Source organism: Cellulomonas sp. PhB143 (genome assembly GCF_003752595.1).
Lineage (GTDB): Bacteria > Actinomycetota > Actinomycetes > Actinomycetales > Cellulomonadaceae > Paraoerskovia.
This window is the reverse complement of record NZ_RKIJ01000009.1, coordinates 245303-267762: the sequence shown is the minus strand read 5'-3', so window position 1 is coordinate 267762 and position 22460 is coordinate 245303. Positions and strand designations below refer to the sequence as shown.

20 protein-coding genes are annotated in these 22460 nt (G+C 74.0%); 16 read left to right on the top strand and 4 right to left on the bottom strand.

Translation table 11 applies throughout. The features are described from left to right. The first annotated feature begins 29 nt into the window (after positions 1–29). A complete protein-coding gene (locus tag EDF32_RS02645; RefSeq protein WP_199734796.1) occupies positions 30–941 on the top strand; it encodes a LysR substrate-binding domain-containing protein in 912 nt (303 codons plus the stop codon). Between the two features lie 142 nt (positions 942–1083). Next, the gene (locus EDF32_RS02640) at positions 1084–2652 is read left to right on the top strand and encodes an HNH endonuclease signature motif containing protein (RefSeq protein ID WP_123306966.1); all 1569 of its coding nucleotides are present in this window, start codon (positions 1084–1086) and stop codon (positions 2650–2652) included. A 162-nt stretch (positions 2653–2814) separates the two neighbouring features. Here EDF32_RS02640 and msrA read toward each other — a convergent pair whose 3' ends face one another. Further along, positions 2815–3486 carry a peptide-methionine (S)-S-oxide reductase MsrA gene (msrA, locus tag EDF32_RS02635; RefSeq protein WP_123306965.1) on the bottom strand — a complete coding sequence of 224 codons (672 nt, stop codon included), beginning with the start codon at positions 3484–3486 and terminating at the stop codon, positions 2815–2817. Between the two features lie 169 nt (positions 3487–3655). Between msrA and EDF32_RS02630 the strand changes: the two genes are divergently transcribed. The 4 genes from EDF32_RS02630 (at position 3656) to EDF32_RS02615 (ending at position 8043) form a co-directional block, all read left to right on the top strand. After that, the gene (locus EDF32_RS02630) at positions 3656–5011 is read left to right on the top strand and encodes an AI-2E family transporter (protein WP_370449893.1); all 1356 of its coding nucleotides are present in this window, start codon (positions 3656–3658) and stop codon (positions 5009–5011) included. A 9-nt stretch (positions 5012–5020) separates the two neighbouring features. After that, complete coding sequence (gene ilvA / locus EDF32_RS02625; RefSeq protein ID WP_233565641.1) at positions 5021–6268, top strand: threonine ammonia-lyase; 1248 nt, start codon at positions 5021–5023, stop codon at positions 6266–6268. Between the two features lie 106 nt (positions 6269–6374). Continuing rightward, positions 6375–6713, top strand: a complete 339-nt coding sequence (locus EDF32_RS02620; protein WP_123306964.1) for a YciI family protein — start codon at positions 6375–6377, stop codon at positions 6711–6713. Between the two features lies 1 nt (position 6714). Further along, the gene (locus tag EDF32_RS02615; RefSeq protein ID WP_123306963.1) at positions 6715–8043 is read left to right on the top strand and encodes an RNA polymerase sigma factor; all 1329 of its coding nucleotides are present in this window, start codon (positions 6715–6717) and stop codon (positions 8041–8043) included. 3 nt (positions 8044–8046) lie between these two features. Here EDF32_RS02615 and greA read toward each other — a convergent pair whose 3' ends face one another. Beyond that, positions 8047–8529, bottom strand: coding sequence for a transcription elongation factor GreA (gene greA, locus EDF32_RS02610; RefSeq protein WP_123306962.1), 483 nt, complete (start codon positions 8527–8529; stop codon positions 8047–8049). Positions 8530–8694: 165 nt separating this feature from the next. Then, positions 8695–9135, bottom strand: a complete 441-nt coding sequence (locus tag EDF32_RS02605; protein ID WP_123306961.1) for a DUF4307 domain-containing protein — start codon at positions 9133–9135, stop codon at positions 8695–8697. A 208-nt stretch (positions 9136–9343) separates the two neighbouring features. Here EDF32_RS02605 and mca point away from each other — a divergent pair, with 208 nt between their 5' ends. Genes mca through EDF32_RS02590 form a run of 3 tightly spaced genes read left to right on the top strand, consistent with a single transcriptional unit; the run spans position 9344 to position 11425 of the window. Continuing rightward, the gene (mca, locus tag EDF32_RS02600) at positions 9344–10240 is read left to right on the top strand and encodes a mycothiol conjugate amidase Mca (RefSeq protein ID WP_123307235.1); all 897 of its coding nucleotides are present in this window, start codon (positions 9344–9346) and stop codon (positions 10238–10240) included. Next, a complete protein-coding gene (locus tag EDF32_RS02595) occupies positions 10237–10587 on the top strand; it encodes a hypothetical protein (RefSeq protein WP_123306960.1) in 351 nt (116 codons plus the stop codon). Before mca ends, EDF32_RS02595 begins: the two co-directional genes overlap by 4 nt. A 28-nt stretch (positions 10588–10615) precedes the next feature. Further along, positions 10616–11425, top strand: a complete 810-nt coding sequence (locus EDF32_RS02590) for a carbon-nitrogen hydrolase family protein (RefSeq protein ID WP_123306959.1) — start codon at positions 10616–10618, stop codon at positions 11423–11425. Here EDF32_RS02590 and EDF32_RS02585 read toward each other — a convergent pair. Beyond that, the gene (locus EDF32_RS02585) at positions 11415–12080 is read right to left on the bottom strand and encodes a hemolysin III family protein (protein ID WP_123306958.1); all 666 of its coding nucleotides are present in this window, start codon (positions 12078–12080) and stop codon (positions 11415–11417) included. The genes EDF32_RS02590 and EDF32_RS02585 overlap by 11 nt on opposite strands. A gap of 142 nt (positions 12081–12222) precedes the next feature. Here EDF32_RS02585 and EDF32_RS02580 point away from each other — a divergent pair, with 142 nt between their 5' ends. The 7 genes from EDF32_RS02580 (at position 12223) to EDF32_RS02550 (ending at position 22454) form a co-directional block, all read left to right on the top strand. Continuing rightward, the gene (locus tag EDF32_RS02580; protein WP_123306957.1) at positions 12223–12984 is read left to right on the top strand and encodes an isoprenyl transferase; all 762 of its coding nucleotides are present in this window, start codon (positions 12223–12225) and stop codon (positions 12982–12984) included. A gap of 63 nt (positions 12985–13047) precedes the next feature. Then, positions 13048–14067, top strand: a complete 1020-nt coding sequence (locus EDF32_RS02575) for a LacI family DNA-binding transcriptional regulator (RefSeq protein ID WP_123306956.1) — start codon at positions 13048–13050, stop codon at positions 14065–14067. Positions 14068–14288: 221 nt separating this feature from the next. Beyond that, entirely contained in the window at positions 14289–15935 is a 1647-nt protein-coding gene (locus EDF32_RS02570; protein ID WP_199734794.1) for an alpha-amylase family glycosyl hydrolase, read from the top strand. A gap of 52 nt (positions 15936–15987) precedes the next feature. Then, on the top strand, positions 15988–17385 hold the full coding sequence (locus tag EDF32_RS02565) for an ABC transporter substrate-binding protein (RefSeq protein WP_123306954.1): 1398 nt from the start codon (positions 15988–15990) through the stop codon (positions 17383–17385). 175 nt (positions 17386–17560) lie between these two features. Continuing rightward, positions 17561–18433 (top strand): carbohydrate ABC transporter permease, encoded by an 873-nt coding sequence (locus tag EDF32_RS02560; RefSeq protein WP_199734809.1) that lies wholly within the window; start codon positions 17561–17563, stop codon positions 18431–18433. Continuing rightward, the gene (locus EDF32_RS02555; protein ID WP_370449892.1) at positions 18430–19455 is read left to right on the top strand and encodes a carbohydrate ABC transporter permease; all 1026 of its coding nucleotides are present in this window, start codon (positions 18430–18432) and stop codon (positions 19453–19455) included. The genes EDF32_RS02560 and EDF32_RS02555 overlap by 4 nt, the downstream gene beginning before the upstream one ends. 50 nt (positions 19456–19505) lie before the next feature. Continuing rightward, the gene (locus tag EDF32_RS02550) at positions 19506–22454 is read left to right on the top strand and encodes a cellulose binding domain-containing protein (RefSeq protein WP_123306953.1); all 2949 of its coding nucleotides are present in this window, start codon (positions 19506–19508) and stop codon (positions 22452–22454) included. Positions 22455–22460 lie beyond the last annotated feature (6 nt).

The window sequence follows — 22460 nt, the reverse complement described above, 5'->3', positions numbered from 1 at the left end:
GGATATCCGCCCCCACTAGCCTGGGGACCGTGACCGACACCAGCGCGAGCGACCCGACCACCGACGACGGCGACCAGGGGTCCGCGCACGGTTCCACGGCCGGCCTCCGCCTCGGCTACGTGCCGGGTGCGACCCCCGCGAAGTGGGCGTCCGTGTGGCGCGAGCGCCTGCCGCGCGAGCCGCTGACCCTCGTGCCCGTCGAGGCGGCGCAGGCCCACGCCGCGCTGCTGTCCGGAGAGATCGACGCGGCGCTCGCGCGCCTGCCCGTCGGCCGGGACGTGCTGAGCGCGATCGCCCTGTACGAGGAGGTCGCGGTCGTGGTCGTCGGGCGCGAGCACGCCGTGGCGGCGCTCGAGGAGGACGAGCCGGTCGACCCGGGAGACCTGGGGGACGACGTCGTCCTCCACCCCCAGGACGACGTCCTCGCCTGGCCCGGCGAGCGCCCGGGGGTGCCGGCGCGCGAACGGCCGACGACGACGTCCGACGCGGTGGAGCTCGTCGCGGCGGGCGTCGGGGTGCTCGTGGTGCCGAAGTCCCTCGCGCGCCTGCACCACCGCAAGGACGTGACCTACCGGGAGCTGACGGGGGCGCCGTCGGCCCCCGTCGGGCTGGTGTGGGCGACGGAGCGGACGACGCCGCTCGTCGAGGAGCTCGTCGGGATCGTGCGGGGGCGCACGGCGAACAGCTCGCGCGGGCGCGGGACCGGTGCCGGGGTGGGGGCGCCTGCGCCCGAGGCCGGCCCTGGGTCGGGGAAGACCGCGAAGGCGGCGAAGGGTGCGCCGAAGGGGGGCGCCGGGAAGGGGGCCGCCAAGGGCGGTTCCAAGGGCGCGAAGGGCGGCGGCGGGAAGGGCGCGGGTGCGTCGTCGGTGGATGCGGCGCGACGTGGCGCGGCGGCCCGGCGCGCGGCCGCGGGCAAGCGGGCGCGGCGCCGGGAAGGCTGACACGTCACCCGCTCTGGACAACGGACCCCTCCCGAGCATCCGGACGGGACCGCTGTGCGTTCGGAATCAGACAAGAGCGTCGCTGCCCGGACTCCGTCGGGGATCGGGGACGGGTGTCGGTGGCTCGTTCTAGTCTGTACATATGTTCGAACAGGGCGGTGTGGTGGCCGACGACGTGGAGTCGTCGGTCCTCGAGGTCGCCTTCGCGGGCATCGTGGCGGGGTGGCGCTCGTCGGGTGGCGGGGACCTGGCTGCGACCTTCCCGCGGGAAGCGTCCGTGCCCGTGCCTTCACCGGCGTCTCGCCTGCCGGTGCACGAGGCGCCCCCGGGTCCCGCGCTCGCGGCCCGTCTGGCGGGTGGTGACGTGTCGGGGGGCACGGATGATGAGGTGGTGGACCGGATCGTGGCGTGGCAGCACCTGATCTCGTGGGCCACGGCCGCGCAGGCGGCGGGCGTCGACGAGCTCCTCTCACGCCGTCGCGGGTCGCGGGAGGCGGAGTTCGCGGTCGATGAGGTCGCCGCGGCCTTGACCACGACGCGGGCCGTGGCGGCCCGGAGCGTGGACCTGGCCGTGGGGTTGCGGGTCCACCCCAGCGTGGGAGACGCGCTGGCGGCGGGGCGGATCTGCGAGCGTCGTGCCCGGGTCCTGATCGAGGCGGCCCCGACCGTGCCGCAGGACGAGCGGGTGGCGCTGGTCGCAGGCCTCCTGGGTGAGGCCGAGTCTTTGACCGCGCCCCGGTTGCGGGACCGTGCCCGCCGGGCGGAGATCGAGTACGACCCGGCCGCGGCCCGGGCCCGCCGCGAGGGTGAGAAGCGGCGTCGTGGGGTGTTCTTCGACCCGTTGCCCGATGCGATGGCCCGGATCAGCGCGTACCTGCCCGCCGAGGACGCCCAAGCCCTGTACCGCACGGTCGACGACCTTGCCCGCGCCCTGCCCGCGGATGACCGCAGCGCGGACCAGCGCCGCGCGGACGCCCTCGTCGACCAGGTCTGCGGCACCCCGGCCACCGGCGCTGACGACGTCGGCGTCGCCCCGGACACCGACACCGACTCCACCGGCACCGGCACCGGCACCGGCACCGGCACCGGCACTGGCACCGGCACTGGTGGTCTCGCCAGCCGGGGCTCTGGTGTCCGTCCGCGGGCGCGGGTGCTGGTCACGGTGCCGTTCACCACCCTCGCGGGACTGGACGACCTGCCCGGTCACATCGCGGGGTACGGGCCCGTGCCCGCGGACGTGGCCCGTCAGATCGCGGCGGACGCGACCTGGACCCGGTTGCTGACCGACCCGGCCGACGGGCGCCTCCTGGACGCCGGGACCACGACCTACCGGCCCGCGCGGCCGCTGCGGGCCGCGGTCGAGGCCCGCGACATTACCTGCTGCTTCCCCGGGTGCCGGGTCCCGGCCGACCGGTGCGACCTCGACCACGTCGACCCCTACCAACCCAACCCCGACACTGGCCCCGGCGGCGGTGAGCGGCAGACGCGCGCGTCGAACCTCCAGGCGCTGTGCCGCCACCACCACCGCCTCAAGACCCACGGCGAGTGGACCGTGAGCACCCGCCCTGACGGGACCACGACCTGGACCGCGCCCACCGGCCACACCTACGACCGCCCACCCGAACGCTACGACCACCCAGCCGATCGAGCGATCGAGCGAACGGCCCGTCGAGCGATGCCACCGCCCGACCTCGGACCACCACCCTTCTGAGCCTGAGGCGCAGCCCGCAGCTCAGCGTGAGTACTCCGGCGCTCCGCTGCTCTGGCATTCCGGCGCGCCAGGACGCTGAGGCTCTTGCCGATCGGAACGGGCGGCGGCGCCCAACCCAGCGCCCCCAGGGCACCAGGCTGGTCACCGGCGGACCGAGCCGACTCAGACGTCGTCGGGCACCCGGCAGGCCACGCCGGTGGAGTGCACCGGGCAGTAGCCGTTCGGGTTCTTGTACAGGTACTGCTGGTGGTACCCCTCGGCGTAGTAGAAGGGCCCGGCCTCCTCGGCGGAGCGGAGCTCGGTCGTGATGGCCCCGAAGCCCTTCTCCGCGAGGCCCTTCGCGAACGCGGCCGAGGTCGCCCGCGCCGCCTTCTCCTGCTCGGGCGTCGTCCAGTACACGGCGGACCGGTACTGGGTGCCGACGTCGTTGCCCTGCCGGTACCCCTGGGTCGGGTCGTGTGCCTCCCAGAACGCCGCGAGGACCTCGGCGTCCGAGACCTTCGCGGGGTCGTAGGCGACCATCACGGTCTCGGCGTGTCCGGTCCGCGCGGTGCACACCTCCTCGTACGTCGGGTGGGGCGTGAACCCGCCCTGGTACCCGACCGCCGTCGTCACCACGCCCGGCAGGCGCCAGAACTCCTTCTCCGCGCCCCAGAAGCACCCGAGGCCGAGGTAGATCACGCGCGTCCCCTCGGGCCACGGTCCCTGCAGCGGGGTGCCGAGCACGGCGTGCGCGGCGGGGACCTGCTCCGGGGGAGCGCCGCGCCCGCGCAGCGCCCGGTCCGCGGTGACCATCGTGGACCTGAGCGACGACCCGAACAGTGACTCGAACATCCAGACCTCCTGTGCCCCGGCCGCGGCCGGGGAGTCGTGCCGGGCGTCCCGTCGCGGGACGCCGGTCGTGCCAGGAGAACAGGCCCGCACCGGCGGGTGTTCCCGGCGCGCGTGCGACGCGCTGCGCACCGACGCGGTGAGGAAGGACGCCCCGCCGTAGGGTGGCGACGTGAGCCTCTTCCGTCGTCGTCGTCCGTCCGTGCCCCAGCGCCCCGCGCCCGAGGGAGCCGACGTCCCCGTCGCGATCGTCGGCGGTCAGCAGGAGGCGGAGGCCGTCCCGCCGGCCGTGCGCGCCGCCGCCTCGTGGTCGTGGCGGGCGCTCGTGATCGGCGGGGCCGTCGCGGCGAGTATCTACCTCATCGGGACCATCAAGGTCATCGTCGTGCCCATCGCGGTCGCGATCCTCCTGACCGTCCTGCTCACGCCGGTCCGCAACTTCTTCGAGCGCCGCCTGCGCTTCCGTCGCGGCTGGGCCGCCGGGACCTCGCTGATCGCCCTGCTCGTGCTCGTCGCCGGCCTCGTCACGGTGGCGGGACGCTCCATCGTGGGCGGCTTCCAGGACCTCGCGGACCAGGCGCAGGCCGGGTTCAACGAGTTCGTGGACTGGCTCGCCTCCGGGCCGCTGCACATCGACGCCAGCCAGCTCAGCTCCTACACGGACGACATCACCTCCGCCGTCTCGAAGAACCAGAGCCAGATCGTCGCCGGCGCCCTCGGGGCGGCCACGACCCTCGGCCACGTGCTCACGGGCGCCCTGATCGCCCTCTTCTGCACGTTCTTCTTCCTGCTCGACGGCCGCCTCGTCTGGGGCTGGATCGTCGGCCTGATGCCGGCCCGCTCGCGCGACCGGATCCACCAGGCCGGACGCCGCGGCTTCGTCACCCTCTCGGCGTACACGCGCACCCAGATCCTCGTGGCGTTCGTCGACAGCGTCGGCATCGGCGTCGGTGCGGCGATCCTCGGCGTACCGCTCGCGCTGCCCCTGGCGATCCTCGTGTTCGTCGGCGCGTTCATCCCGGTCGTCGGCGCGGTGCTCTCGGGCACGGTCGCCGTGCTGGTCGCCCTCGTCGCGAACGACTGGGTGACGGCCCTGATCATGCTGGGCATCGTGCTCCTGGTGCAGCAGATCGAGGGTCACCTCCTGCAGCCGTTCCTCATGGGCCACGCCCTCTCGCTGCACCCGGTGGCGGTCCTGCTCGCGGTCGCGGCCGGCGGCTTCACGGCCGGGATCGTCGGCGCCCTCTTCGCGGTGCCGATCGCCGCGGTGCTGAACACCGTCGTCCTCTACTTCCACGGGCACGACAAGTTCCCCGAGCTCGGGAAGGAGGACCACCTGACCCTGCGCGGGGAGGAGGTCCTGCCCTCGGACGGCGAGACCCCGGTGATGGTGCGCCGCTCCGAGATCGGGCTCCTCGTCGCGAACGAGACGGGCGCCCCGCGCCCGCAGTGGCAGGACGCCGAGGCGGCCCAGCGCATGGCCGAGTGGCGCGAGCGCTTCCGCCGCGGCGGCGACGAGAACGGCTGACCTCCGACCGTGACGTCGTCCTCCCCGGAGCGCACCGGCCGCCCCCAGCACGCCCGCGCGATCGCCGACGACGCCCGCGCCGCCGCCCGCCTGCTCGACGGCGTGGCCTACCGCACCCCGGTGCACACGTCGCGCGCCCTGAGCGCGCTCGCGGGCGTCCCGGTGCTCCTCAAGTGCGAGAACCTCCAGCGCTCCGGCTCGTTCAAGGTGCGCGGCGCCTACGTGCGCATGGCGCGCCTGAGCGCGCAGGAGAAGGCGCGCGGCGTCGTCGCGGCGAGCGCCGGCAACCACGCCCAGGGCGTCGCCCTCGCCGCGGCCGAGCTGGGGATCCGGGCGGTCGTGTACATGCCGGTGGACGCCGCGCTGCCCAAGGTCGCCGCGACCCGCGAGTACGGCGCCGAGGTGCGGCTCGTGGGCGACACGGTCGACGAGACGCTCGCCGCCGCAGCGGGCGAGGCCGCGCGCAGCGGGGCCGTGCTGATCCACCCGTTCGACCACCCCGACGTCGTCGCGGGCCAGGGCACCGTCGGCCTGGAGATCGCCGAGCAGGTGCCCGACGCGCGCACCGTCCTCGTGCCCCTCGGCGGTGGCGGGCTCACCGCGGGCGTCGCCGCGACCCTGGCCGACGCGGCCCCGCACGTCCGCGTCGTCGCGGTCCAGGCCGAGCGGGCCGCGTCCTGGCCGGGATCACTCGCCGCGGGGCGCCCGACGCCGGCCCGCCTGTCCTCGACGATGGCCGACGGGATCGCGGTGGGCACCCCCGGCCGGGTGCCGTTCGAGGTCCTCGCGGAGCTCGGCGTCGAGGTGCGCACCGTGCCCGAGCTCGAGATCGCCCGCGCCCTCCTGCTCGTCGCCGAGCGCGCCAAGCTGGTCGTGGAGCCCGCGGGCGCCGTCGGCGTCGGGGCCCTGCTCGCCGACCCCTCCGGGCTGGAGGGCCCGGTCGTGGCCGTGCTCTCGGGCGGGAACGTGGACCCGAACGTGCAGATGCGCGCCCTGCGCCACGGGCTCGCCGCCGCGGGCCGCTACCTGCAGCTGCGGGTCCGCCTCGACGACCGCCCCGGGTCGCTGGCCGTGCTGCTCGAGGTGATCGCCGGCGTCGGCGGCAACATCATGCACATCGACCACACGCGCACCGACATCGACCTCGCCGTCGACGAGGCGTGGGTGCAGATGCAGCTCGAGACCAAGGGCCCCGACCACTGCGACCTGCTCGTGGACCGGCTCCGCGCCGCGGGGTTCCTGGTCGTCGCGACATGACGCGCGGAAGCCCTGCAACGGGGTGTCGATCTGACGCCCTCCCGTTCGTCGTCCCCGTGACGGCGCCCGACCGGGCCGCCGCGAACGCTCACAGGAGGAGAGACCCATGCGCTACCTGATGCTGGTGATGACCGACCCCACGGCCCCCGAGCCTGCCGCCGGCACCGTGCCCGACGTCGACGAGTGGGCCGCCCGCAACGACGCCAGCGGCGCGCGGGTCATGGGCGAGCGCCTCGGGGACCCGCAGGACGCGACCGACGTGCGGGTGCGCGACGGTCGCCTCGTCGTCACGGACGGCCCCTTCGCCGAGACCAAGGAGCAGATCGCCGGGTTCGACATCATCGAGGCCGACGGGCTCGACGAGGCGATCGGCATCGCCGCCGCCCACCCGATGGCGCACGTGGGGATGATCGAGCTGCGCCCCTTCTGGTCCGGCAAGGACTGACGTGGGGGACGAGGACGCCCGCGCCGCGCTCGCCGCCGCCTTCCGCGGCGAGCGGGCCCGGGTGCTCGCCACGGTGGCGCGCGGCACGGGCGACCTCGACCTCGCCGAGGACGCGACCCAGGAGGCGTTCGCGCGCGCCGTCGTGCGCTGGCCGGCCGACGGCGTCCCGCGCGCCCCGGGCGCCTGGCTCACCACGACCGCCCGTCGGGTCGCGCTCGACGTGCTGCGCCGCCGGGCCGTCGAGACGACGAAGACGCACGCCGCGGCGCGGCTCGACGGACTCGACCGTATGGACGGCGCGACGGTCGACGGGACCGACGGGACCGACGGGACCGACGATGACGGGTCCGACGACGACGGGGCCTGGGTCGCCGATGACGCCGCCGCCGACCTGCTGCGCCTCGTGTTCACGTGCTGCCACCCGGCGCTCCCGCTCGAGGGCCGCGTCGCGCTGACCCTGCGGTCCCTGACCGGGATGACGACGGCGCAGATCGCCCGCGTCTTCCTCGTCCCCGAGGCGACGATGGCCCAGCGGATCACGCGCGCCAAGCGCAAGATCCGGAACGCCGGGATCCGCTTCCGCGTGCCGCCGCGCGAGATGCTGCCCGAGCGGACCGAGGCCGTGCTCGCGGTGGTGTACCTGCTCTTCACCGAGGGGTACGACGCCTGGGCGGACCCGGACCCCGCCACCGGGGGCCCGGAGCAGCGGGCGCTGGCGGACGACGCCGTCGGGCTCGCCCGGACCGTCGCCGCGCTGCTGCCCGACGACCCGGAGGCGCGCGGCCTGCTGGCCCTGGTGCTGCTGCAGCACGCGCGCCGCGACGCCCGCACGGACGCCGCCGGGGAGCTGCTCACCCTCGAGGAGCAGGACCGCGGCACGTGGCGCACCGACGAGGTCGCAGCCGGCACCGCCGAGCTCGACCGGGCCCTCGCCGCGCGCCGCCCCGGCCCGTACCAGGTGCAGGCCGCGATCGCCGCGACGCACGCGCACGCGGCGTCGGCCGCCCAGACCGACTGGGCCGAGGTCGTGGGCCTGTACGACGTGCTGCTCGCCATGACCGGCTCGCCCGTCGTCGGGCTCAACCGGGCCGTCGCGCTCGGGATGCGGGACGGCCCGGAGGCGGGTCTCGCCGCGGTCGACGCCCTGGCGGACGACCCGGCGCTCGCCGGCTACCGGCTGCTGCCAGCCGTGCGCGCCGACCTGCTGCGCCGCGCCGGGCGGCTCGACGAGGCCCGCGCGCAGTACGCGCGGGCCCTCGCCGTGGCCGAGCGCGACGTCGACCGCCGGTATCTCGGGCGGCGCCTCGCGCAGTGCGGTCAGCCCGTGTAGGCCTCAGCCCGTGTAGGGCTTGGCCTCGAGGATCTCGACGGCGATGTTCGCGCCGGTGGGTGCCTCGTAGGAGGTGGTGTCCCCGACGGCGCGGCCGTCGATGGCGGCACCGAGCGGCGACGTGGGCGAGTAGACGCGCAGGTCCGTGCCCTCGCCGATCTCGCGCGAGCCGAGCAGGAACGTCATCGGGTCGCCCCCGACCTTGGCGGTCACGACCATGCCGGCCTCGACCTTGCCGTCGTCCTTGGGGGTGCCGACCTGCACGCTGCGCAGCTTCTCGGTGAGCTCGCGGACGCGGGCCTCGTTCTTCGCCTGCTCCTCGCGCGCGGCGTGGTAGCCGCCGTTCTCCTTGAGGTCGCCCTCGTCGCGGGCGGCGGCGATGCGCTCGGCGATCTCGGCGCGGCCCTCGCCGCTGAGGTGAGCCAACTCGGCCTGCAGCCTGTCGTATGCCTCCTGGGTCAGCCAGGTGACGTTGGTCTCGGTCACGGTTCGCTCCTTTCTGTCGTTCGTCGAACCAGTCGTTCGTCGGTGCACGGGGGCGCACCCGTCCCGACCAGGACGGGTGGGGTTCGCGGAACGAGGCGGCAACTGAATCCCTCAGGCTAGCAAACGCCGGGGCCGACGACGGTGAGCGCGCCCAGCTCAGCCCTGTCAGTCCTGCGCGTCGCAGGTCTTGACGACCGCCGTCGTGGCCTCCTGGGAGGTGGAGACGGAGACCGTGTAGCGCGCCGTGCGCGTCGGGTTCGGGCCGACCGTGACGTCGAGCGACCCGACCTCCGCGAAACCGGGGTCGAGGGCCTGGACCGTGCACACCGCCGTCGTCCCCGGGGCCATGGTGACGTCGAAGGTCGAGTCGACCTGCTCGGGCCCCTGGATCGAGAACCCGACGTCCTGCCAGTCGACGGAGTCCTTGGCGTTCTCCGCCGAGAGCCAGGCGACGGCGAGCGTCCCGAGCACCACGAGCGCCGCGAGCACCAGGGCCGTGACCGGCACGTGGAACCTGCCGAGACGCACCCGCCGCCGCGGGCCGCGCGTCGCCGGGCCGTACCGTCCGGCGGGCAGGTCGTCGGTGCTCAGGTCGTGCTGGGTCATGGGCTCCACCGGGGTCGGGGGTGTGCGGTGCACGTCGCGGATGCGCGATCATGGGGTCAGCACCTGCTCCGCACCATTGTCACACCGATACCCGGAGGACCCCGTGGCCGAGACGGCCGGAACGCCGCACACCGACAGCACCGACCCGACGGGCAGCGCCTCGCTCGTCGAGGTCGCGCCGCCCGCCCCGGGCGAGCCGCTGCGGCTCATGGCGGTGCACGCCCACCCGGACGACGAGTCGAGCAAGGGCGCGGGCACGATGGCCCGCTACGTCACCGAGGGCGTCGAGGTGCTCGTCGTGACCTGCACCGGCGGCGAGCGCGGCGACATCCTCAACCCGTCGTTCGGTCCTGGACCGGACACCATCGAGGAGATGGCCGCGCTGCGCCGCGAGGAGATGGCGGCGGCCGCGGCCGCCCTGGGCGTGCGCCAGGAGTGGCTCGGGTTCGTCGACTCGGGGCTGCCCGAGGGCGACCCGCTGCCCCCGCTGCCCGAGGGCTGCTTCGCCCTGGTCCCGCTGGAGGACGCCGCGGCCCCGCTCGTCGAGTCGGTGCGCCGGTTCCGTCCGCACGTGATCACCGCCTACGACCCGTCGGGCGGCTACCCGCACCCGGACCACATCCGCTCGCACGAGGTCGCCGTGGTCGCGTTCGACGCGGCCGGGGACCCGGACCGCTACGTGGTCGACGGCGGCGCGGCGCCCTGGACGCCCGCGAAGCTCTACTACAACCACGGGTTCTCCATGGGCCGCATCCGCGCGGTGCACGAGGCGATGCAGGGCGCCGGCCTCGAGTCGCCGTTCGGCGAGTGGGTCGAGTCGCGCGCGGCCCGGGAGATCCCCGAGCGCGAGGTCACGACCCGCATCGAGGTCAGCGACTTCCTCGACCGGCGCGACGACGCCCTGCGCGCGCACGCCACGCAGATCGACCCGGACGGCTTCTTCTTCGCGGTGCCGCGCGACCTGGAGATCGACGTCTGGCCGTGGGAGGAGTACGAGCTGGCCCGCTCGCGGGTCGGCTCCACGCTCCCCGCCGAGGGCTTCGAGACCGACCTCTTCGCGGGCGTGCGTCCCGGCGTCGGCCCCGGCACGGCGGACGCCGCGTGATCGCCCTGACGGCCGGGCTGACGACCGGGCTCGTCGGCCGCTGGGTCGCCGTGGCGGCGCCGAGCCCGTCCCCGACGCCCGGCCCGCTCAAGCCGGAGCTCTCGCCGTACGACGTCTCGCCGGGGCTCGTCGGGTTCCTCGCGATCTTCGCGGTCGCCCTCGCGGCGGTGCTGCTCTTCCTCTCGCTGACCAAGCACCTGCGCCGCGTGCGGCACAACGAGGAGCTCAGGGCCGCCGCGGGCGACCCGGTGGCGGGTTCCGCCGAGGACGTGTCCGGCGGGAGCGACGACGCCGCCGGCACTGCCGGTCCCGGCGGCAGCGACGGGTCGCCGGGCGAGCGGGGCTGACGTGAGCGCTGTGCCTCCCGTACCCCCCGTGCGCGTCACGGTCGCCCAGCTCGCGGTGTCCGACGACGCCGCGGCGAACCGGCACGTCGTGCGCAACGCCGTCCGCGCGGCCGCGTCCCTGCGCAGCCAGGTGCTCGTGCTGCCCGAGTACTCCTCGGCGTTCGACCCGGACGGGGTGGGGCCCGAGCACGCCGAGCCGCTCGACGGGCCGTTCGTGACGTTCCTGCGCGAGCAGGCCCGCGCGCACGGGCTCGCCGTGGTCGCCGGGACCCTCGTCCCCGGGAGCGACGCGGAGCACGCGGTGAACACCGTCGTCGCCGTCGACGCGACCGGACGCCTCGTCGGCACGTACCGCAAGGTGCACCTGTACGACGCGTTCGGCCACCGCGAGTCGGACCGGATCGAGCCGGGCCCCGCGGAAGCGCCGCCGCTGGTGCTCGACGTCGGCGCCGTGCGCCTCGGCGTGATGACCTGCTACGACCTGCGGTTCCCCGAGTCGGCCCGCCGGCTCGTCGACGCCGGTGCGGACGTCCTCGTCGTGCCGGCCGCGTGGGCGAGCGGCCCCCTCAAGCTCGAGCACTGGCGCACCCTGGCGGCCGCCCGCGCGATCGAGAACACTGCCGTCGTGCTCGCCGTCGGCCAGGCGGGGCGCGGCGTCGTCGGGCACTCGTTGCTCGTCGGGCCCGACGGGCAGGTCGGGCTCGAGCTGGGCGACGGCCCGGAGGTCCGCACCGTCGACCTGGACCCTTCGCTGCTGGCCGGGGTGCGGGAGCGGAACCCGTCGCTCGCGAACCGGCGCTACGCCGTCGTCCCCCGGGAGCCCGGCCTCAGGACGTGACGGCCACCGCGACCGCGATCGCGGCGAAGTGGCACCCGAAGCCGATCACGGTCAGCGCGTGGAAGACCTCGTGGAACCCGAACCAGCGGGGGCTCGGGTCGGGCCGGCGGGTGGCGTAGACGACGGCGCCGACGGTGTAGGCCAGGCCGCCCACGGCGAGCAGCCAGACGACGGCCGGTCCGCCCGTCGCCCAGAAGCGCCCCATGTAGCCGACGGCGACCCAGCCGAGCGCGACGTAGACGGGGACGTAGACCCAGCGCGGGGCGTTCAGCCAGACGATGCGCGCGGCGAGCCCGAGCAGGGCGCCCGCCCAGACGAGGACGAGCAGCACCTTCGCCTGGTCGGGCGGCAGCAGCAGCACCGCCAGCGGCGTGTACGTGCCGGCGATGATGAGGAAGATGTTCGAGTGGTCCGCGCGGCGCAGGATCGCGGCGACCCGTGGCGACCAGGTGCCGCGGTGGTAGACGGCGCTCGTGCCGAACAGCAGGCACGCCGAGACCCCGAACACGGCGCAGGAGACCTTGCCCGCCGTGGTGGGCGCGAGGGCGACGAGCACGATGCTCGCGACCAGGGCGAGCGGGAAGGTGCCGGCGTGGATCCAGCCGCGCAGGTGGGGCTTGACGACGTCGGCGAGGCCGGGGGATGCGGGTGCCACGGGTGCTCCTCGGGTCGGCGGCCGTACCTACGCGTGACCACGCGTACCTACGCCATCGTAGGTTACGCAACCGTAGGTTCGGACCCGGGGCGCCGTCCGGTAGCGTGAGCGCGACCGTCGTGGAGTTCTGCCGAGGAGAGTCGTGCGCCTGCCGCAGCCGTTGTACGCCCTGTACGAACGACGGCTCGCCGCCGCCCTCGACCCGACCGCCGTGCCCCGCCACGTCGGCGTCATCCTCGACGGCAACCGGCGCTGGGCGCGCTCGTTCGGGGAGCCCGCCGCCCACGGCCACCGCCGGGGGGCCGACAAGATCCAGGAGTTCCTGGGCTGGACGGAGGACCTCGGGATCGAGGTCGTCACCCTCTGGATGCTCTCGACCGACAACCTCTCCCGCTCCCAGGACGAGCTCGAGGCGCTGCTCGACATCATCGAGGACGCCGTCCGCGGGCTGGCCGAGACCGGTCGGTGGCGGGTGCGCGTCGTCGGGCGCCTCGACCTGCTCCCGGAGCGCACGACCGCCGCGCTGCGCGCCGCCGAGGCCCGCACCGCGGAGGTGGACGGGCTGCACGTCAACGTCGCGATCGGGTACGGGGGGCGTCACGAGATCGCCGACGCCGTGCGCGCCGTCCTGCGCGACGAGGCGGCGTCCGGCGGGTCGCTCGAGCACCTGGCGCAGACGCTCGACGTCGAGCACATCGAGGCGCACCTGTACACCAAGGGCCAGCCGGACCCCGAGCTCCTGATCCGCACGTCGGGCGAGCAGCGCCTCGGCGGGTTCCTGCTCTGGCAGAGCGCGACGTCGGAGTTCTACTTCTGCGAGGCGTTCTGGCCCGACTTTCGGCGCGTGGACTACCTGCGGGCGCTGCGGGCCTTCGGCGCGCGGGAGCGCCGGCTCGGCCGCTGACCGGCGCTTGCCGGCGCTTGCAAATCGCGCAAGCGGCTTGCGTCCGTGCGTATAGTTGCCGGCATGTCGAGACGTCTGGCCGAGGTCGCCACGAAGGTCGGGGTCAGCGAGGCCACCGTCAGCCGCGTCCTGAACGGCAAGCCCGGGGTCTCCCAGGCCACCCGTGACGCGGTCCTCACGGCGCTCGACGTCCTCGGCTACGAGCGGCCCACCAAGCTGCGCGGCGAGCGCAGCCGGCTCGTGGGGCTGGTCCTGCCCGAGCTGGTGAACCCGATCTTCCCGGCGTTCGCCGAGGTCGTGGGCGGCGCCCTCGCGCAGCAGGGGTTCACCCCCGTCCTGTGCACGCGCAGCGCGGGCGGCATCACGGAGGCCGAGTACATCGACCTGCTGCTCGCCCAGCACGTCTCGGGCGTCATCTTCGCCGGCGGCCTGTACGCGGAGCGGGAGGCCGACCACTCGCACTACGAGCGGCTGTCCGCCCTCAAGCTGCCCGCCGTGCTGATCAACGCGTCGATCGAGACGCTCGACTTCCCGCACGTCTCGTGCGACGACCTCGTGGCCGTGCACCAGGCGCTGGACCACGTGATCTCCATGGGGCACACCCGCGTGGGGCTGCTGCTGGGCCCGGCGGACCACGTGCCGTCGGAGCGCAAGGTCGCGGCCGCGAAGGCCTTCGCGCAGGCCCGCGGCATGGAGATCGACCCGCGCCTGGTGGTGCACAGCCAGTACTCGCTCGAGAGCGGGCAGGCCGCGGCGAACCGCCTGCTCGAGCACGGCGTGACCGCGATCGTGTGCGCGAGCGACCCCCTCGCGCTCGGCGCGATCCGCGCCGTGCGCCGCGCGGGGCTCGACGTGCCCCGGGACGTGTCCGTGGTGGGCTACGACGACTCCGCGCTGATGAACTCGACGGACCCGGCGCTGACGACGGTGCGCCAGCCCATCGACGCGATGGGCCGCGCCGCCGTCGACCTGCTGGCCGCGATGATCGCGGGCGGCGAGGTCTCGCGCGACGAGCTGCTGTTCGAGCCCGAGCTCGTGGTGCGGCGCTCCACCGCGGCAGCCCCCGCGCCCGCGCGCGCCTGACGCGGCGGCCCCGACAGGCTGCGCCCGCGCGGCACCCGCGGTCGATCGCTCCCTTCCTGCAGTCATCAGGTCGCGGTTCGGTAACGGTGGTGTCGAGTTCTTGCGTTGATCCTGTCCGGTGATTACTGTCACACCCAGACGACGAGGTCATCCGCCCCGGCGCCCGACGACGGGCCCGGCGCCGGCCGGCCCGTCCCGTGACGGAGGAGAGGTCAGGCGCCTTGACGAGCACCAGCCCGGCGGCCGACGAGTGGTGGCGCAACGCCGTCATCTACCAGGTGTACCCGCGCAGCTTCGCGGACGGCGACGGTGACGGCACCGGCGACCTCGCCGGCGTCCGCCGCCACCTGCCCTACCTGCGCGACCTCGGCGTCGACGCCGTCTGGTTCACGCCCTGGTACCTGTCCCCGCTGGCCGACGGCGGCTACGACGTCCAGGACTACCGCACCATCGACCCGGCGTTCGGCACCCTCGAGGAGGCCGAGGCGCTGATCGCGGAGGCGCGGGACCTCGGGATCCGGACCATCGTCGACGTCGTCCCCAACCACGTCTCCGCCGAGCACGAGTGGTTCCGGGCGGCGCTCGCCGCCGGGCCGGGCTCGCCGGAGCGCGAGCGGTTCTGGTTCCGCGACGGAAAGGGGCCCGGGGGCGACGAGATGCCGACCCGGTGGGAGTCCAGCTTCCAGGGCACCACGTGGACGCGCACCACGGACCCCGACGGGACGCCGGGCCAGTGGTACCTGCACCTGTTCACCCCCGAGCAGCCCGACCTCAACTGGTCCTCGCCGGACGTGCGCCGCGAGCACGAGGACGTCCTGCGGTTCTGGTTCGACCGCGGCGCCGCCGGCATCCGCATCGACTCCGCCGCCCTGCCCGTCAAGGACCCGGCGCTGCCCGAGGTGCCCGAGGGGTTCGGCCCGGGGGAGCACCCCCACCTCGACCGCGACGAGCTGCACGACGTCTACCGCGGCTGGCGCGCCGTCGCCGACTCCTACGCGGAGCCCCGCGTGCTCGTCGGGGAGATCTGGCTGCCGGACGTGCAGCGGTTCGCGATGTACCTGCGGCCCGACGAGATGCACACGGCCTTCAACTTCGACCTCATGACGCGCCCGTGGGACGCCAAGGAGCTGCGCGCCGCGATCTCGGCGACGCTCGCGGCGCACGCCCCGGTGGGCGCCCCGGCCACATGGGTGCTCTCGAACCACGACATCACCCGGCCCGTGACGCGCTACGGCCGCGAGGACAGCTCGTTCGACTTCGCCGCCAAGCGGTTCGGGACGCCGACCGACCTCGCCCTCGGCGAGCGGCGCGCGCGGGCCGCCGCCCTGCTCACGGCGGCGCTGCCGGGCTCGCTGTACGTCTACCAGGGCGACGAGCTCGGGCTCCCCGAGGTCGAGGACCTGCCCCGCGACGCGATCCAGGACCCGATGCACTTCCGCTCCGGGGGCGTCGACCCGGGCCGGGACGGCTGCCGGGTCCCGCTGCCCTGGACCGTCGGGGGCGACAGCCACGGCTTCTCGCCCGACGGCGCGGCCCCGCCGTGGCTCCCTCAGCCCGAGGGCTGGGGGCGCTGGTCCGCCGAGGCGGAGGCCGCCGATCCGGCGTCGATGCTCTCGCTGTACCGCGCTGCCCTGGCGCTCCGCCGCAGCGAGCCCGGGCTGCGCTCCGCCGACCTTTCGTGGGTGGAGCTGCCCGGGGCGTCCGAGGACGTCATCGCCTTCTCCCGCGGCGACGTCGTCTCCGTGACGAACCTCGGCGCCGGGCCGCTCCCGCTGCCCGACGACGCCGACCTGCTCCTCGCGAGCGCGGAGCTCGACGACGGGGCGCTGCCCAGCGACGCGAGCGCCTGGTACCGAACGACCACCTAGCAGACACGACCCGCACCCGGCACCGGGGGCGGACCACCACCAAGGAGTGACGATGAAGTCATCACGCAGGACACTGGCCCTCACGCTCGTGGGCGCGCTCTCCCTGACGGGGCTCGCGGCCTGCAGCTCCTCGAACGACGACGACGGCACCGGCTCGGGCGACGGCGCGTCAGCCGCGAACGACCAGCCCGTGACGATCCAGGTCGCCATGGACGAGGGGCTCGAGCAGGGCGCGAAGGACGCGTTCAACGCCCGTGTCGACCAGTTCGAGAAGGCGAACCCGACCATCACGGTCGAGCCCCAGGAGTACACCTGGGTCGGCACGACCTTCACGGCGGACCTCGCCGGTGGCACGCTTCCCGACGTCTTCACCGTGCCGTTCACCGACGGGCGCGGCCTGATCGAGCGGCAGCAGATCGCCGACGTCTCGAAGCTCGTGGCGGACCTGCCCTACGCGAACGACTTCAGCGACACGGTGGCCGCCGCGGGCCAGGCCGAGGACGGCAGCCAGTGGGCGGTGCCCATCGCGGCCTACGGCCAGGGCATCCACTACAACCGCGCGCTCTTCGAGAAGGCCGGCCTGGATCCCGACAACCCGCCGACCACGTGGGACGGCGTCCGCGACGCGGCCAAGAAGATCTCCGACGCGACCGGCCAGGCCGGCTACGCCGAGATGACCGCCTCCAACACCGGCGGCTGGATCCTGACCACCCTCGTCTACGCGCTCGGCGGTCGGGGCGAGACCGGCGAGGGGGACGCCGTCAAGGCGAGCGTCGACACGCCGGAGTACAAGAAGGCGCTGGAGATGCTCCAGCAGATGCGCTGGGACGACAAGTCGATGGGCAGCGAGTTCTCCTACGACTGGGCGAGCAGCCACGCGGACTTCGCGGCCGGGAAGATCGGTATGTTCATCTCCGGCGGCGGCGACTACGGCAACCTCGTCACGCAGAACGCGATGCCGGCGGACGACTACGGCGTCACCGTCGTCCCGCTGGAGGGCGACGACGGCGCGGTCCTCGGCGGCGGCACCCTCGCCGCGGTCAGCGCCAAGGCGGAGCCCGCGGAGCAGGCGGCCGCCGTCAAGTGGATCGACTTCTACTACATGGAGAAGCTGACCGAGCAGGACGCCGCCGTCCAGGAGGCGAAGACCACGGCCGACGCCGACCAGCCGGTCGGGGCGCCGGTGCTGCCGGTCTTCGACAAGGCGACCTACGACAAGACGCAGGAGTGGATCAAGGACTACATCAACGTCCCGCTCGAGCAGTTCAAGCCCTACAGCGACCACATCTACGACCAGCCGCTCGCGGCCGAGCCGCCGGTGGCGACGCAGGACATGTACGCCGCGCTCGACCCGGTCGTCCAGGCCGTCCTGACGGACAAGAACGCCGACATCGACGCGCTCCTCGCCGACGCGCAGACGAACGTCCAGGGCGTCATCGACGCACAGTGACCTCGCGGTCGGCGGCGCGCGGACCCGCGCGCCGCCGACCGTCCGTCCCCTCCGAAAGGCACCGCACGTGACCGCGACCACCGTCTCCCCGCCGCCGGGCAGCCCGCCGGCGGACGACGTCCCGACCGTCGCCCCGACCGCCCGGCAGCCGCGGCGCCGTCGGCCGCGCACCCCGATGACTTGGGTGCGCGGGGGCGGGCTCAGCGCGCTCGTCATCGGCCTGCCGCTGATCGTCGTCTTCGGGGTCTTCTCCTGGTACCCGATCGTCCGCGCGGCCGTGATGAGCTTCCAGACGACGAACCTCGTCACCGACCCGGTCTGGGTGGGCTGGGACAACTTCGTCGCCGTGTGGAACGACCCGCTGCTGAGCACCGCGGTCCTCAACACCGCGTACTTCGCGGTCCTGGCCCTCGTCTTCGGCTACCCCGTGCCCCTCGTGGCGGCCGTGCTGATGAGCGAGCTCCGGCGGGGCAAGGGACTGTTCTCCGCGCTGGCGTACCTGCCCGTCGTCGTGCCGCCGGTCGTCGCCGTGCTGCTGTGGAAGCAGTTCTACAGCGGGTCGCCGACCGGGGTGTTCAACACGATCCTCGGGTGGGTCGGGCTCGGGCCGTACCCCTGGCTCTCGAGCCAGACGATGGCGATGCCGTCCCTCGTCCTCGAGGCCACGTGGGCCGCAGCCGGCGGCACCGTCATCATCTACCTGGCCGCGCTGACCGGCGTCGCCCCCGAGCTGTACGACGCGGCCGAGGTCGACGGCGCGGGCGTGTGGAAGAAGGTCTGGCACGTGACGATGCCGCAGTTGCGCGGCGTCCTGTTCATCACGTTCATCCTGCAGATCATCGGCACCGCCCAGGTGTTCCTCGAGCCGTACCTGTTCACCGGCGGCGGCCCGGCGAACTCGACCACCACGATCATGCTGATGATCTACGACTACGCGTTCCGGTTCGGCGCCTACGGCAAGGCGACGGCGCTGAGCCTGATGCTCGCCGTCGTCCTCGCCGTGCTGTCGATCGTCTACTTCAGGGCCACGGAGAGGTGGAGCAGGTGACCGGGTATCGCGACCCCCTCGCCGTCGCCGGGGAGCCGGAGGCGCGTCTGCCGGAGCAGCTCGCGCCCGTCGAGGCGGACGACGCCTCGCGAGGCGCGCAGCCGCCGTCTGGCCGTCGTCGTGCCCCCGGCGCGTCGGACGCGCAGGGCGACCGGGGGATCGTGTCCTCCTCCGACTGGCGCCGCCGCGGGGTCAGGCTGCCGATGCGCGCCTCGCACCTGGTCCTGCTCGTGGGGCTCGTCGTCGCCGGTCTCGGGCCGATCCTCTGGCTCGCGAAGTCGGCGATCACCCCCACGCAGGACACCCTGCGCACCCCGATGGCGATCTTCCCGCACGGGGTCGACTGGGCGAACCTCTCCACCGCGTGGACCCGGTTCGACATCGACCTGTACTTCTTCAACACGGTGGTGCTGGCGCTCGGGTCGTGGCTCGTCCAGATCGTCGTCGCCGCGAGCGGCGGCTACGTGCTCTCCGTGCTGCGGCCGGCCTGGGGGAGGGTCGCGAACGTCCTCGTGCTCGCGACGCTGTTCATCCCCGCGGTCGTGCTCCTCGTGCCGCTGTTCCTCACGGTGCTCGACGTGCCCTTCCTGCACGTGTCCCTGATCAACAGCTGGTGGGGCGTGTGGCTGCCGGCGGGCGCGAGCGCGTTCAACGTCGTCCTCGTCAAGCGGTTCTTCGACAACCTGCCCCGCGAGATCTTCGAGGCGGCCCGCGTCGACGGGGCCGGGCCGTTCCGGGTGGCGTGGTCGATCGTGCTGCCGATGTCCAAGCCGATCCTCGGGGTCGTGTCCGTATTCGCGATCATCGCGGCGTGGAAGGACTTCCTCTGGCCGCTGCTCGTGCTCCGCGACCCCGCGAAGCAGCCGCTGTCGGTGCGGCTGCCGGCGCTCGCCGACTACGTCCAGCTCGACGTGTTCCTCGCGGCGCTCGCGATCTCGACCGCGCTGCCCATCGTGCTGTTCCTCGTGTTCCAGCGCCTGTTCCTCAACGGCGCGGGGCTGGGCGGCGCGGTCAAGGGCTGACCCGTCCCGCCCGACCCGCCCCCGCGTTCCGGATCAAAGGAGATCACCGCATGCGACCGACCATCAGGAGAACCGCCTGCCTGGCGGCGGCCCTCACCCTGGGGGCGGGCGGCGCCGCCGTGCCCGCAGCCGCCGTGCCCGCAGCCGCCGTGCCCGCAGCCGCCGTGCCCGGCGACACCCCGGGGCTGCCCGTCGCCCTCGAGGCGGAGGACGCCGCCCTCGCGGGGGGTGCGGGGGTCAACGCGGACCACCTCGGCTACTCGGGCAGCGGGTTCGTCGACGGGTTCGTCATCGACAACACGGGGACGGCGTCGATCACCTTCGACCTCGACGTCCCGGTCGCCGGCGAGTACGGGCTGAACGTCCGGTACGCGAACGGCCTGGGCTCGACGATGACGCTCTCGCAGGTCGCGGGCGGCGAGGACCGGCAGATCGAGCTGCCGTCCGACGTCGGCGCGGGCTGGAGCTTCTGGTTCGTCCACCAGGAGGTCGTGGACCTCGACGCGGGCGAGCAGCAGGTGACCTACCGGTTCGACGACGACGACACGGGCAACGTCAACATCGACGCCGTCGCCCTGACGACCGTGGGCGACCTCACGACGCCGGGCGGCGGGCAGACCGACCCCGGCGACCAGCAGGGCACCGGGCCGGACACGCGGTGGGACGGTGTCACGAACATCCTCCGGTCCACGCACGCGCGCCAGGGCCAGACCTACGAGGCCGAGGACGCCTTCCACGCGAACGGCGCCGTCGTGACCGAGGACGGGGTGGACCTGTCCGCGGAGCGCGCCCGCGCCGTCGTCGCGGTGGATGCGACGAAGTCCGGCACGCAGACGGCCACGGTCCGCTACCGCAACGACGGAGCCGACGCCTCGCTCGTGCTCGGCGCCGACGGTGCCGCGCTCGGGCGGCTCGCGCTGCCCGCGACCCGCGGGTGGGCCGAGGTGGGCGTGCCCGTCACCCTGCGCGCGGGCGTCGGCAGCGTCGAGCTGCGGGCGACCGGGACGGCGCACGACGGTGCGCTCGTCCTCGACCGGGTCGTGCTGCAGCGGGGCACGGCGTTCGCGGAGACCGGCGCGACGGTCCCGTACATCGAGCACGAGGCGGAGCAGGGTCTGACGAACGGCGAGATCCTCGCGCCGAGCCGCGCGTTCCACGATGTCGCGGCCGAGGCGTCGGGGCGTCAGGCGGTGCGGCTCGCCGACGCGGGCGACCACGTCGAGTGGCGGCTCACGGAGCCGACCAGCTCGCTGGTGCTGCGCGCGTCGATCCCCGACACCGCCGACGGCGCGGGGCAGATCGGTTCCCTCGGTGTGTACGCCGGGAAGAAGAAGGTCGCGGACGTCCCCGTCTCGAGCGAGCACTCGTGGGTCTACGGCGGCTACCCGTACGACAACGACCCGTCGGGCGGCAGCCCGCAGCGCTACTTCGACGAGTCGCGCGTGCGGTTCCCGACGCTGCCGGCCGGCACGACGCTGCGGCTGCAGAAGGACAAGGCCTCCGCGGACCTCGACTACACGGTGGACCTGGTGGACACCGAGCTCGTGCCCCGCGCCCTGGCCGCGCCCGACGGTTTCCTCGACGTCACGGGCTTCGGGGCGACGCCCGACGACGGCACCGACGACACGGCCGCGGTCCAGGCCGCGGTCGACGCGGCGACGGAGGCCGGGACCGGCGTCTGGGTGCCGGAGGGGCGCTTCACGCTGTCCGCGCGCGTGCGTGTCCACGCGGTGACGGTCCGCGGTGCGGGTCCTTGGTACTCCGTCCTCGAGGGCACCGACGGCAAGGGCGGGATCTACGCGCAGGGGAGCGGGGTGACGGTCGCCGACCTGATGATCGACGGCGACGTGGACCACCGCGACGACGGGCACACCGACGCGGCCCTCGAGGGCAGCTTCGGTGCCGGGTCGCTCGTCCAGGACGTGTGGGTCGAGCACACCAAGGTGGGGCTGTGGGCGGACGCCGGTACCGACGGGCTCTACGCCCTGGGCCTGCGCGTGCGCGACACGTACGCCGACGGTGTGCACCTGCACGGGTCGGTGAGCGACAGCCGCGTCGAGCACAGCGTGGTGCGCAACACCGGGGACGACGCGATGGCGATGTGGTCGGCGGGCGGCGCGGTGACGCGCAGCGTCTTCGCCCACGACACGGTCCAGGTGCCGCTGCTCGGCAACGGCCTCGCGATCTACGGCGGCGACTCGAACGCGGTGACCGACAACGCGGTGAGCGACACGCTCACCGCGGCGGCGGGCGTCGCGGTGAGCACGCGGTTCAACCCGGTGCCGTTCTCCGGCACCACCGTCGTGGACGGCAACACCCTGGTGCGCACGGGCGGCTGGGAGCCGAACTGGAGCACGTCGTTCGGGGCGGTCTGGGTGTTCGCCGACACCTCGCACATCACGACGCCCGTAGTGCTGTCGGACAACCGGATCCTCGACTCGACGTACGAGGGGATCCTCGTCAGCGGGTCGAAGTGGGTCAACGAGCTGACCGTCCGCGATACGACGATCACGGACACGGGCTCCTACGGCCTCGCGTTCCGCGTCGGCGGGAACCACCACCTGAAGAACGTGGTGGTCTCGGGCAACCCGACGATGGACGACGGCAACCGGTTCCACTTCTGGGGCACGATGATCGACGACGGCGGGAACCTCGGCGTCACGCAGCCGCTGCCGTCGACGTGCACCGTGCGCGCCACGGCCTCCGGCGTCTGGCACGGCGGCTACGTCGCGACGGTCACGTTGAAGAACACGGGCACGACGCCGGTCGACGGCTGGGACCTGCGCTGGCACCTGGGCTCCGGCCAGAGCGCCGGGCGTGCGTGGGGCGCGGCGTCCGTCCAGGACGGGCCGCTCGTGACCGCGTCCGACCTGGGGTGGAACAGGGTCGTGGCGCCGGGTCGCAGCGTGACGTTCGGGTATGTGGGCACGACGAACGGTTCTCGCGTCGACGTGCCCGACGCCTTCACCCTGAACGGGATCCCCTGCGCCCGCTCCTGACGCCCC

Excerpts from the sequence above, each read along its gene's own strand:
- EDF32_RS02560 (WP_199734809.1), top strand. The coding sequence starts at position 17,561 with ATGACTTGGGTGCGCGGGGGCGGGCTCAGCGCGCTCGTCATCGGCCTG.
- mca (WP_123307235.1), top strand. The coding sequence starts at position 9,344 with ATGGCGGTGCACGCCCACCCGGACGACGAGTCGAGCAAGGGCGCGGGC.
- EDF32_RS02550 (WP_123306953.1), top strand. The coding sequence starts at position 19,506 with ATGCGACCGACCATCAGGAGAACCGCCTGCCTGGCGGCGGCCCTCACC.
- EDF32_RS02605 (WP_123306961.1), bottom strand. The coding sequence starts at position 9,135 with ATGACCCAGCACGACCTGAGCACCGACGACCTGCCCGCCGGACGGTAC.
- EDF32_RS02640 (WP_123306966.1), top strand. The coding sequence starts at position 1,084 with ATGTTCGAACAGGGCGGTGTGGTGGCCGACGACGTGGAGTCGTCGGTC.
- EDF32_RS02620 (WP_123306964.1), top strand. The coding sequence starts at position 6,375 with ATGCGCTACCTGATGCTGGTGATGACCGACCCCACGGCCCCCGAGCCT.
- EDF32_RS02565 (WP_123306954.1), top strand. The coding sequence starts at position 15,988 with ATGAAGTCATCACGCAGGACACTGGCCCTCACGCTCGTGGGCGCGCTC.
- msrA (WP_123306965.1), bottom strand. The coding sequence starts at position 3,486 with ATGTTCGAGTCACTGTTCGGGTCGTCGCTCAGGTCCACGATGGTCACC.
- EDF32_RS02575 (WP_123306956.1), top strand. The coding sequence starts at position 13,048 with ATGTCGAGACGTCTGGCCGAGGTCGCCACGAAGGTCGGGGTCAGCGAG.